Source organism: Paraflavitalea soli, from assembly GCF_003555545.1.
Lineage (GTDB): Bacteria > Bacteroidota > Bacteroidia > Chitinophagales > Chitinophagaceae > Paraflavitalea > Paraflavitalea soli.
This window is the reverse complement of sequence record NZ_CP032157.1, coordinates 3,603,458-3,616,087: the sequence shown is the minus strand read 5'-3', so window position 1 is coordinate 3,616,087 and position 12,630 is coordinate 3,603,458. Positions and strand designations below refer to the sequence as shown.

Below are 12,630 nucleotides of genomic sequence, written 5' to 3'. Positions count from 1 at the left end.
GTGTTATTGTTTGTTTACTTATTCACTTCTTAAACTTTTCACCGGATTTGCCTTGGCGGCACGGATAGCCTGAAAGCTGATGGTGATCATGGTGATCAGTAATGCGCCCAAACCACTTAACAGGAATATCCACCAGGGTATGGCAATGCGGTTGGAATAATCCTGCAGGAAATGGTGCATGGTATAACCTGCTATTGGTGCTGCTATGACAAATGAAATGACAATGAGCCAGATAAACTCCACGTTCAGCATGGCCATAATATCCAGGAAGCCGGCGCCCAGCACTTTGCGGATGCCTATTTCTTTGGTCTTGCGTACGCATACAAATGTTACCAGTCCGTATACTCCCAGGCAGCCGATCAGGATGCCAATGATGGAGAAGAGGGAAAGGAAACTGGCCAGTTTGCTCTCATCGCCATAAAAGGATCTCAGGTCATCATCGAGGAAACGGTATTCAAAGTAGTATTCCGGGAAAATGGCTTTCCATTCTTTAGCTACCAATTGCAGGGCGGCTTCCTGCTGGAGGTGGTTGATGCGTATGCAGGCGGTTTGAAAGCGCCTGTTATAGATAAATACATGGGGTGTTTTGCCCGATTTAAGGCTCTGAGACTGGTAGTCTTTGGCAATGCCGCCGATGGTGTATTGTTCTTTGCCCATGTAGATCTGCTGTCCCAGGGCCTTGGCTGCATCGGCAAATCCCATGTCGTGGGCCGCCTGTTCATTGATAAGTACGGTGGCGTTGGTACTGTCGGATGCATTGAAGCCACGACCTGCCAGCAGTGATATTTTGAAGAAGGACAGGTAATTGGTATCGATGAATTGTTGCCGCCATTGCTGTTCACCATCTTTGAGACCATGGTACCTGACATTGGCCCACCACCAGTTGTTGGTGCCGGAGGGAGTGGTCAAGCCAAAGGTTACATCGCTGATGGCCGGCGACTGTTGAAGGCCGTGACGGAACCTTTCCCGGATGGCGCTGCTTCTGCCATCGGGCATATTGACGGTAATAACAGCGGCCTTATCGAAACCCAGTTCGGTGTGGTAGAAATAATTGATCTGCTTTACACCGATGATGGTGCAAATGACCAGCACGAGCGCAATGCTGAATTGGGTGACTACGAGGAGGCGGCGCAGGGAGAAGCCTTTGGTTGGGATGGAAAAAAAACGGGCTCTTAGTAATTGTATGGGCTTAAACCCGGACAGCATGAAGGCCGGATAAAGCCCACTGAGGAAGGTGAGCAATACACCAATGGCGGCGAGGAATAAAATGGTACCAGCATTCCAATTGTGTGCTTCGGCTACCTGTGTATGCAATAATTTTCCGGTATAGGGCAGGAGGAAATAAGCGAATAAAGCGCCGGCTACAATAGCGCCGGTGACTATGAAGGCTGTTTCCAGCAGGAATTGGCCAATGAGCTGAATGCGGCTACTGCCCAATATTTTGCGGATGCCGGTGGCTTTGTTGCGCTGCATGGCCTGTACGGTAGCCATGTTGATAAAATTGATACAGGCAATCAACAACAGGAAAATACCGATACTGGTCAGGGTATACAATAACCAGCGGGGGATGGCATAGTTGAAGAAATCAATATCAGGAAGGGGATTAAAGTGTTGTTGGGCCAGGTTGGTCAGGCTGAACCTGCTATAATTACTACGATTTCCCTGTTGTGCTGCAACCTGGTTGAGGCTGGCTTCTGCGGCAGCAACACTGGCGCCGGGTTTCAGCAGTACGAATCCCTGGAAGTAAGAGTCTCCGCCACTCCAGTAGTCCTCGTCCTTATACCAGTTCATGTATTGAAGCAGGGAGGCATAGGAGAGCATCATGGGCATGCGGAACTGTGTGTTGGCAGGCATTTCTTTTACAATACCGGATACGGTTAAGGGAAGGGTATTGTCATAGAGGATACTTTTACCGATCACCTGCTCTCCGGGTTTGAACAATCTTTGGGCAGTGGGCTGATCCAATACTACCTGACCGGGTTGGCTTAAAGATGTTTCGGGTGATCCCTGTATCCATTGCATATCGATCATGCGCAGGAAATCGGGTTGTACGAAAAAGGTTCGTTCCTGTTTGAGGTTCTCTCCGTTGACGTTGATCACAGCGGGAGTATACCCATATACGGTGGCGGCTTTCTCAACGCCCGGCACTTTTTCTTTTAATGCTTTGATGGCGCCCTGGGGAATATGGGAGTTAATGCCATCAAATTTATCATAAGCAAGCACCTGGTAGAGGCGGGGGGCATTTTTGTGCCAGGAATCAAAGCTTCCTTCAAAGCGCAGGATCATGAAAATAACAATGGCCACACCAATACTGAGGGATAGACCCAGCATATTGATGAGGGTATAGGTTCTGTTTCTTTTGAGTGTACGTAAAGTTGATATGATGTTATTTCTCAACAAAGTGTATCAATTTAAATTTTAAAGCTTCGAGCCACGAGCTTCGAGCTGCGAGCCTTCCCGCAGAGCGGGACAAGTTATGCTTCGAATAGTCTTTACTGTATTTAGCTCGCTGCTCGTAGCTCACAGCTCGCTGCTTGTTTTCCTACTCACTTCTTAAGCTCTTCACGGGGTTCATCATTGCTGCGCGGATAGCCTGGAAACTAATGGTAAACATGGCTATCAATAAGGCTGCGGCAGCAGACAGGGCAAATACCTGCCAGCTGATCTGAATGCGGTAGGCAAAACCCTGTAGCCAGGCGTGCATGGTCCACCAGGCAATGGGAACGGCCAGTACAATGGCAATACCTACGAGCTTCAGGAGGTCGACAGACAAGAGGGCAACGATGCCACCAATACCTGCGCCCAATACTTTGCGGATGCCGATTTCTCTTACTCTTTTCTGGGCTGTATAGATGATAAGGCCCAGTAAGCCGAGGCAACCGATGACTACTGACAGGCCAGCGGCGATGCCGAAAAAGCTGCGTAGCTTGTTCTCCCTGGCATACTGACGTTGGAAATCCTCATCCATAAACCGGTATTCAAGGGGATATCCTTTGTATACATCATCCCACACGGCTTTTACATCGGCCACGGCCTGCGCAGGACTGATGCCTTCATAGCGCAGGGCAAACAGGACATAAAATGGCACAGGGCTTAATACGACGGGAGGGATCTTTGTTTGCAATCCATGCTGGTGGTAATCTTTCAGCACGCCTACCACGATGCCATCTTTGCCGGAGGTAGACAGTTTTTTGCCCAATGCATTTGTAGGGCTGCCCCAGCCGAAGGTCTTTACGGCTGCTTCATTGATGAGGAAGGCTTCTTTCACATCGGCTTCACTGTTGGGCAGGAAATCCCGCCCTGCTATTAGCGGAAGGCCGATGGTCTTTACATAATCCTGGTCGGTGGCGATATACTCAACGATGGTAGCCTGTTCTTTGGTCTTGCCTTCGGGATAGGCAAATTGTCCTGCCCAGCCCGATCTGCCTGGCACGGCGCCGGCAGCGGTCATTTGGGTGATGCCTGTTTTGCGGAGTAGTTCGGATTTGAATACACCGGCTTTGTCATGGCGCAATGTCCAGGGCACTTTTATGGCATCGATCACCAGCATGTTGTTTTTATCAAACCCCAGATCCTGGTCCTGCATGTACCTCATCTGCTTCCACATGATGAGTGTACACATGATGAAGCCGGCGGATATAACGAATTGTAATACGACCAGTGATTTTCTCAGCAGGGCGCCGGAGGCGGTATGAGAAAAACTTCCTTTTAATACTTTGATGGGTTTGAAGGATGACAATACCCAGGCGGGATAGAAGCCTGCCAGGGGTACGAGTGCCACGATGATGCCCGAGAGCAACAAAGCATTTTCCAGGGTAACCAGGGAGGAAACGGTAAATGATTTACCGGCAAAGGTGTTGAAGGCCGGCAGCAGGGCAATCATGAGTACGATGCTGATGATGGCGGCGAGGGAACACAGTACAGCAGCTTCGGTAAGGAATTGAACAATGAGCCGCTTGCGATCATTGCCCAATACTTTTTGTATGCCAATCTCTTTGGCGCGTTCTACGGAACGGGCGGTAGAGAGGTTGATAAAATTGAGGCAGGCAATGAGCAGGATGAAAATACCAATGGCCAGGAAGAGCTGGATGGTCTTAAAGTTTCCGACGGTTCCCTGGGCTGTAGGCATACCAGAGTACAGGTAAATATCTTTTACGGGGCGCAGGGACAGGTTTGTTTTAAAACCGGTTTCTGCTACGGCTGCTTTACCGGCTACCTGTACCAGGTTTTTGATCCTGGCGGTAGTGGTGGCCACGGATGTATTTTTGCCCAGGCGTACATAATTGTATACGTTCATATCAAACCAGCCACCTGCAAATTCTTCTTCACACATCCCGGGATTGAGGCTGCATGCTGAAGCAAAAGAACCGATCATATCAAAGCGCAGGTGAGAGGCGGCGGGCAGTTTGGCAAAGACGCCGGTCACATTGTAAGGAACGGTATCGTTGACCATCAGCACTTTTCCCAATGCTTCGCCTTTGCCAAAGTATTTCTCTTTAATTTCCCGGGTGATGACTACACTGTAAGGCTGCCTGAGGGCAGTGGCAGGATTGCCTTCCTGCAGTTGATAACCAAATACGGCAAAGAACTGCTCATCGGCAAACAAGGCGTCTTCATAAAAGCGTGTCTCCTTCAATTTCACAATAGGATGCCATTCCCTGAGATAAGTGAGGCTTTCTATTTCCGGGTATTGGGCTTTTAAGGTGTTGCCCACAGGCCAGCCTACAGCGCTCATTTTGCTGACCTGGCCATCGGGCCGGATCATTTCGCTTTCCAGGCGGCATACCTGTTGCTGGCTGGCAAATGAGGCATCATATCCCATCTCATCTTTCACCCACAGGCTGATGAGGAAGAACAAGGTAATTCCCAATACCAGGCTGCCCAGGCTGATGGCGGTGAAGCTCCGGTTGCGGAGCGCGGTACGCCAGGCTATTTTGAGGTATGTCTTTATCACTGGTTGTTTATTATAATGTTCATGACAATACTTCCGATGATGCTTTGTTTACAAATAGCTACGAGCTGTGAGCTTCGAGCTGCGAGCCTTTGGTTTGAACGGCGCTCCTGTATTTAGCCCGAAGCCCGCTGCTCGTCGCTCGAAGCTTTTCTTCCTATTCGTTCTTCAAACTCTTCACAGGATTTGTGAGCGCAGCCCTTATTGCCCTATAGCCAACGGTGATCCAGGCAATGAACACGGAGCCGGCGATGGCCAGCAGGAATATGCCGGCGCCCAGTTGAATACGGTATTCGAAATCTCCTAACCATTGGCTCATGATATACCAGGCCAGTGGTGCTGCGATCAAAAATGAAATAAGGATCAGCACGGTGAACTCACGGGAAAACAGGTAAACGATATTGGCTACGGAAGCGCCCAATACTTTGCGGATACCTACTTCTTTCACACGCTGGGTGGCCATGAAGGATACGAGACCATACAAACCCAGGCAAGAAATGAATATGGCGATGCCTGCAAAAATGGTATAGAGTTGTGACAGCTGTGATTCGCGGCGATAGAAACGGTCTATCTTCTCATCGAGGAACTGGTATTCATACACAAAGTCGGGGTAGGCGCTGGTCCATAGTTTTTCAACATAGGCGAGGGTTTCCTTTGCTTTCTCTGGCCGTATTTTAGCGCTGAACATTTGGTAGTTAGAGCGCATGGGGGCCATAATGATGGGATCTAAAGGTTGACGGAGTGAGAGGGTATGGAAGTCCTTGATCACACCACACACGGTGGCCACATGCTCTCCACCCCAAAGATTTATCTTTTTACCTATGATGTCCTGTGGACTTTTAAGACCGAGTTTCTTGACCAGTATTTCACTTACAACAAACTCACGTATGGTATCACTGGGATAAAAAGGACGGCCCGCCACAAATTGCAGATCGAATGTTTTAAAATGTTCTACATCCACCCATTTCAGGTTGGCTTCAAAACCACAGCTTTTGGTAGCGTTGTCGAAATTGAAATCACTGCTCCAGTTGCCATTTTCAGCTGGGCTGCCAAAGCTAAAGCTCACATCGCTGATGCCGGGTTGTTGCAGCAACTGCGCGCGCAGGTAATCAATCTTGGCCCGCCCTGCACTGTCGCCCGGTATGGGTACAGAAAGTATATGATCCTTGGTAAATCCGAGGGAGGCATTTTTAAAGAAGTTCATCTGGCTTACGACTACCAGCATACCAATGACAAGTACCTGTGCAATGGCAAACTGGAATACTACGAGGGCTCTTCTGAGTGAGAGACTGCCAGTTTTAGCGGCGAGCTTGCTTTTGAGGGCGGTGATCGGATTGTAGCCGGATAATACCAGCGCCGGATAAAAGCCTGCGAGCAAGGTTACGAGCAGGGTGATGACGAGCAGGAAGGCAGGTATTTTGAGGTTGTTGAAAAAGTTGGCGGATATGCGTGTCTGCAACAAAGTATTCAGTGAAGGCAAGACTATCCACGCGAGGCCGGTAGCCAATACAACAGCAAAGAGGGTGATGAGCAAGGTTTCGCTCATGAATTGGGTAATAAGGTTTTTGCGGCTGCTGCCCAATACCTTGCGTACACCTACTTCTTTGGCGCGGTTTACTGCCTGGGCGGTGGCCAGGTTGATGAAGTTAACACAGGCGATGATGAGCAGGAAAAGGCCGATCAGGGATAGTGCAGTGATCAGTTCTTTGCTAAATACCTGGCGGGAGAAAACATTAAAACGGGTATCAAAGTGCATTTCCGTGAGCGGTTGTAAGGCCATGCCATCAGTAGCGTTTTCGGCTGGTTTGTGTTTTTTTACAAAACCTGGCAGTAAGGCGCTCAATCGTGAAGAAGCGTAATTTTCCGGCAAGGCAATATAAACCTGGTTTGAACTATAGATGCTCACCCAGTCATCGCTCTTTGAATTACTATAAGCTTTGAACGGAGCTACTATTTGCAGGGGAAAGTCGGTATTAGGGGGCAGGTTTTCGAGTATGCCGGTTACTTTCCATACATCGGCATTTTCATATTTAATGGCGCGACCCATGGCTGCATGCCAATCGCCAAAATACTTCTCTGCGATATCCCGGGTAAGCACCACGTTGTTTGGATCGGCCAGGGCTGTTTTGGGATCGCCTGCCAGCCATTTATAATCGAAAATGTCAAAGAACTGGGATTCTGCAAAGTACAGGCCTCTTGCTTCTTTGAATTTTTTGCCGGGTCGATTCTGTTCATCCAGTACGGTGATCTGGTCATTACCGCTTCCGAATATGCCGGCCACTTTTCCTTGCAGTTCAGGAAAGTCGTTCCGCAATCCCTTTGCAGTAGGAATAGGTACGCCCGCAGAGCGGGAAGTGCCGGTACCGGTCCCAATGGATTCGCTTACGACCCGGTATATGCGGTCCTTCCTGGTATGGAAGTTATCAAAACTGAGGTGATAGCTGGTGATAAGGTATATGAGCAGGCAGGCTGCTATACCTACAGTGAGTCCGGTAATGTTGATGGCTGCATAACTCTTGTTGCGCAGCAGGCTGCGGAAAGCAGTTTTGAAATAGTTTTTGATCATGAGCTATAATATATAGTTTGTACTTCGTTCTTTTCTTAATTGGGCGAGTGGCTGATTGTAAATGACAAGCGGGCCTTACTCGCTTCTTAAACTATTTACCGGGTTGGCCAATGCTGCCCGGATGGTTTGCAATCCTACAGTGATCAGTGCAATCAGGATCATCATCACAGCACTGAGTCCGAATACCCATATACTGACCCCGGTGCGGTAGGCGAAATTGTTCAACCATTGGTGCATGGCTAACCACGCCAAGGGCGTAGCGATAAAAAATGCCAGGATCACCAATAGCATGAAATCTTTGGATAAGAGGGTCACCAGTTGTGTGACCGTGGCGCCCAGTACCTTGCGTACACCTATTTCCTTTACCCTGAAAGCGGTGGTATACATCACCAGGCCCAGCAAGCCCAGGCAACTGATGAAGATGGTGAGGCCTGTAGCCCAGGTGAGCAGGGTAGACACCTGTTTTTCACTTTCGTAAAACTTAGCTATCTGCTCATCAAAAAACCTGTACTCAAACTCTTCTTCCGGGTAAAGGGCTTTCCATACCTTTTCCATTTGTTTAATGGTGGCAGACCAGTTGGCGCCGGCATTGGTTTTAGGCTGCAGGAGGATATTGATCGTAAGGGCCCTGTCGGTAGCATTGGCAATGGCCAGTGGTTTAATGGATTCGTGCAGCGAACGCTGGTGGAAATCGGCTACCACGCCTACGATGGGCAGTTGCTTGTTACTCCATCCAATCGTTTTTCCAATGGCGTCCTGTGGCTGCTGAAACCCTAGTGTATGGGCAAAGGTCTCATTGATGATGAGTTGGGTTGCCGTATCACTTTGGGTAATATTCCTGCCTGCCAATAGCCTAAGCTGGTATAGCCTGATATAATTAGAATCGGCATGTTTGATCTGTACATCGGTTTGTATGTCCTTTTTACCGTCTTTATAGGTGAAGGTGCTGGACCATACGCTGTTGCCCGAAGGCGGATTATTGGCAAGGCTTACCATGGCCACGCCCGGCATGGCAGCTATTTTATTTAGCAGCACCTGCTTGTTGCTGCGCACGGTATCGTAAAAGTTGGTCCGGAAATAGACAATAGCATCTTTGCGGAAGCCCATATCTTTATTGATCGCATAATGGATCTGTTTGCTCACCAGCACAGTGGCCATGATGAATACCTGGGCGATCACAAACTGCGATACGGTGAGTGTTTTGCGCAACCAGGCATTGCGTGTTTGGCCGGTATTGGAAAATGCCTGGTTCTTCAATACTAATACGGGTTTATAACCTGCCAGTACCAGGGCCGGATAAAATCCAGCCAGCAGGCTTACTACGATGAGCAGCACCAACAGGAACAGGAGAATACCAGGGTGGCTGATGAGGCTGAAGTGTAATTCTTTGGGAATAAAATCGGCAAATATCTTTAAGAGCAACGGAGTAATAAGAACGGAGAGGGCGGTGGCCAGCAGTGTGACCAGGAAGGTCTCGCTGAGGAATTGAAGGATCAGTTGTATTTTCTGGCCGCCCAGTGTTTTGCGGATACCTATTTCTTTGGCCCGTTGGGAAGCCTGGGCGGTAGCCAGGTTGATAAAGTTGATAGCACCTAACAACAATAAAAAAGCGCCTATGGCCAGCAGGCCATAGAGGGTGGGCTTATGAGCTGTACGCTGATCAAAATTGCCATAGTCTGTATTAAAATGAATATCCCGCAAGGGTTGCAGCAGGTGTGCTGTTTTTGTGTTATCGTCTTTGTCGCGTTTATGGTATTTGTTGTACAGGTTGCGGATGTCTTTTTCCGCTTTGGCTACGGTAGTACCGGCCGCCAGCTTTACAAATAATTGTGAGCTGCTGGTGGTATTATTCCAGGTCTCTGCATTTCCATTCGACAGGTTTCCCTTTTCAAGGGTGCTCCAGGAAATGAAAGTTTTGAAAGTAAAATCAGTGTTTTGGGCAATGTCTTTTACAATACCTGTTATGCTGGTTCTGATGGTGTCATCAAAGTATATTTCCCGGCCGATCAGCTCAACTGGTTGTATGCCCGGGAAATACAGGGCTGCATTGGCAGTAGTCAATACTACCTGGTAGGGTTGTTGTAATGCTGTAACGGGGGAGCCGGCTACCCATTCGTAGGGCAGTAGGATGAAATAACCTGGATCGGCAAAAATAATGCCTTCCTGTTTTTTATAGGTGACGGGTTTGCCTTCCTTTGCCGTTGGTATGGTTACTTTACCACTTCCATCCCAGGTGTAAAATGGAGCGACCACATCGAGCCCTGCCATTTCGGTACGTACAGCATTGCCCATGGGAACAGGCACGCCGGAATTCTTGTATTCTTCTCCATCCGGAGAGGTGAATTTGGAGACTACGCGGTGGATACGGTCGCCCTCTTTATGAAATTTATCAAAGCTGAAATCGTATTGTACCAGCAGGTAGATGACCAGGGAGGCGCTGATGCCAATGGCCAGCCCGGCTATATTAATAGCCGTAAACACTTTGTGTTTCCAAAGTGTTCTCAGGGCTACCAGTAAATAGTTTTTCAGCATATGGTGCTGGTTTTAAGATTGTTTATTCATTTCTCAGACTATCGACCGGGTTGGCAAGGGCAGCCTTGATGGCGTGAATGCTGATGGTGGCAATGGTGATCACCAGGGCCAGTATACCTGCCAGGCCGAATACCCACCACTGGATGTCTATGCGATACGCAAAGCCCTGCAGCCATTGATCCATGGCCATCCAGGCAATGGGTGTAGCGATCAGGATAGCGATGGCCACCAGTTTAATGAAATCCTTGCTCAACATGGTAATGATGGATTGTACGGAAGCGCCCAGCACTTTTCGAATGCCGATCTCTTTAACCCGTTGTTGTGCTGTAAAGGCTGCCAGGCCAAACAAACCGAGGGTGGCAATGGAAACGGCCAGCACAGTAAAGATGAGGCAGAGTGTTTCCTGCTTTTGTTCTGCTGAATACTGGCGGGCAAAGTTTTGGTCGAGGAAATTAAACTCTACGGGATTGCTCTTGTCAAATTGCTTGTATACTTTTTCGATCCAGGCCAATGCCTCTTTGGTGTGGCTGGTATTGATCTTTACATACAGGTTGTCTTCCATGGCAGCTACGGGCGGCATCAGCATCACCATGGCCTCTACTTTATGCTGCAGGGAATAGGTATGAAAATCTTTAATAACGCCAATGACTGTTCTTTCGCCGATCTCTCCTTCGCCAAACTTAAACCTCAGGCGCTTATTGATCGCATCTTTCCAACCCAACTCATGCATTAATGTTTCGTTGACAAGGGCTGCACCATATTTGTCTGATTCTACTGCTGTAGAAAAGTTCCTGCCCTGGGTTAATTTGATATCGAGAGCAGGGATATAATCTGCATCCACCATCAGTTCCTGCGCCATCTTACTGCTGGTGGAGAAGGAACCATCATTTTTTTCAAAGTTAAATCCATGGGCACCCAGGTCATTATTGCCGATAGGATTTCCGGCTGCGGATACTCCCAGTATATTGGGGTTTTTAGAAAGCTGGTCTTTCATGGCGGCCACCTGCTTCCTCACTTCACGGTCATGGATATGAAAAGTAAGTACCTGGTCCTTATTAAACCCAAGGTCTTTTTGGCTGGTATATTGCATTTGCCGGTAGATGATGAGGGAACCGGCAATCATGATCACGGTGATGGTGAACTGGAAAACTACCAATGATCTTCTGAACAGGATATTGTTGGCCAGGTTGCCCATTTGTCCTTTCAGGGCGGGAATGGCTTTGAAGCGTGACAGGAAGAGGGCAGGGTAGAGGCCGCTCATACAACCGGTGAGCAGTGCAAAGCCCAGCATGACCAGGATGGTGGTGAGGGTGCCAAAGCGTCCGATGGTGAGGGTTTTGCCCGACAGATTGTTGAACAAGGGCAACAATACAGTTGCCAGGAAGAAGGCCACTATAGCGGCCACGATGGTCATTACGAGGGCTTCTGCGATGAACATGCCAATGAGGTGGCGGCGGCCGGAACCTATTACTTTGCGTACGCCTACTTCGCGGATGCGGGTAGAGGAGCGTGCGGTAGACAGGTTGATATAATTAATGACAGCAATGATCAGTATGAGGGCGGCAATAGCTATAAAGATGTAAATACGGGTAATACTGCTGTTGGGACCGATCTCTACCTGGAGGTCGGAATGTAAATGGATAGCCGTAAGGGGTTGTAACTCCATACGATAATCATTGACCTTCATAAGCTTTTGAATGGTCTTTGCCGCAAATTCGGGCAGGTGGGCTTCGAACTTTTTATAGTCGGTGCCCTTGTTCAACAGCAGGTAGGTGTAGGCGTTAAAATTCTGCCAGTTGTCAGTATAGTTGGTGGGCAATGAGCGAAGGCCGCTGAAACGCAGGTGTGTATTTCCGGGAATATCTTTGATCACACCGGTTACGAGGTTAGGGTAGTTGTTTGAAAAGTAAACGGTTTGGTTGAGTGCTTTTTGGGGATCTGAAAACAGTTTGCGGGCAAGGCTTTCTGTCAATACAATGGATTCGGGCCGGGCAAGCGCGGTAGCCGGATTGCCGCTGATAAAAGGGAAAGTGAATACCTTAAAGATATTGGCATCCGCAAACATGATATCCTCCGCCTTGATGGGCTTGTTGTTGTAACTAATGATGCCGCCACCTTCGGGCAAAATACGGGTAGCCTCCTGTATCTCGGGAAAACTGGCTTTCAGGGCGCCTGCGAAAGGGGAGGAAGTAGTTGCCTGGTGCATATTACCGCCATCCCAGGTGGTATGCTGGGCTACACGGTAAATGCGGCCGGCGTTGCTATGAAAACGATCATAGCTCAGCTCGTCGGCTACATACAGGGCTATCATCCAAAAGGCGGTCAGCCCGATGGCAATGCCGGCTATATTGATGGCTGCATACGTTTTGTTACGGAGCAGGTTGCGGAGAGCGGTTTTGAAATAGTCCCTTAACATATATTACAGTTTAAACATTCAGGTGATTGGTACGGGTTTCAATATAAAACAGAAAGCATACCGCCTTTACCTAAGCTGTAAATCAATTGTTTATGTATAAGGCACTACGAACATGTTCGTTAACAGTACAGGAACCGTCCGTTTTTGATACAAGCTATTGATGCA

Annotated in this window: 5 protein-coding genes; all 5 read right to left on the bottom strand. The window is 48.6% G+C overall.

All coding sequences use genetic code 11. The features are described from left to right. Positions 1–18: 18 nt before the first annotated feature. The 5 genes from D3H65_RS13210 to D3H65_RS13190 all read right to left on the bottom strand — a co-directional run bounded on the left by D3H65_RS13210 (position 19) and on the right by D3H65_RS13190 (position 12,465). Entirely contained in the window at positions 19–2,400 is a 2,382-nt protein-coding gene (locus D3H65_RS13210) for an ABC transporter permease (RefSeq protein ID WP_119050769.1), read from the bottom strand. Between the two features lie 142 nt (positions 2,401–2,542). Continuing rightward, complete coding sequence (locus D3H65_RS13205) at positions 2,543–4,954, bottom strand: ABC transporter permease (protein WP_119050768.1); 2,412 nt, start codon at positions 4,952–4,954, stop codon at positions 2,543–2,545. A gap of 154 nt (positions 4,955–5,108) precedes the next feature. Further along, complete coding sequence (locus tag D3H65_RS13200) at positions 5,109–7,517, bottom strand: ABC transporter permease (RefSeq protein WP_119050767.1); 2,409 nt, start codon at positions 7,515–7,517, stop codon at positions 5,109–5,111. Between the two features lie 75 nt (positions 7,518–7,592). Beyond that, positions 7,593–10,049, bottom strand: coding sequence for an ABC transporter permease (locus tag D3H65_RS13195; protein ID WP_119050766.1), 2,457 nt, complete (start codon positions 10,047–10,049; stop codon positions 7,593–7,595). A gap of 22 nt (positions 10,050–10,071) precedes the next feature. Next, positions 10,072–12,465: an ABC transporter permease gene (locus D3H65_RS13190; protein ID WP_119050765.1), complete on the bottom strand. Its 2,394-nt coding sequence runs from the start codon at positions 12,463–12,465 to the stop codon at positions 10,072–10,074. Positions 12,466–12,630: the final 165 nt, after the last annotated feature.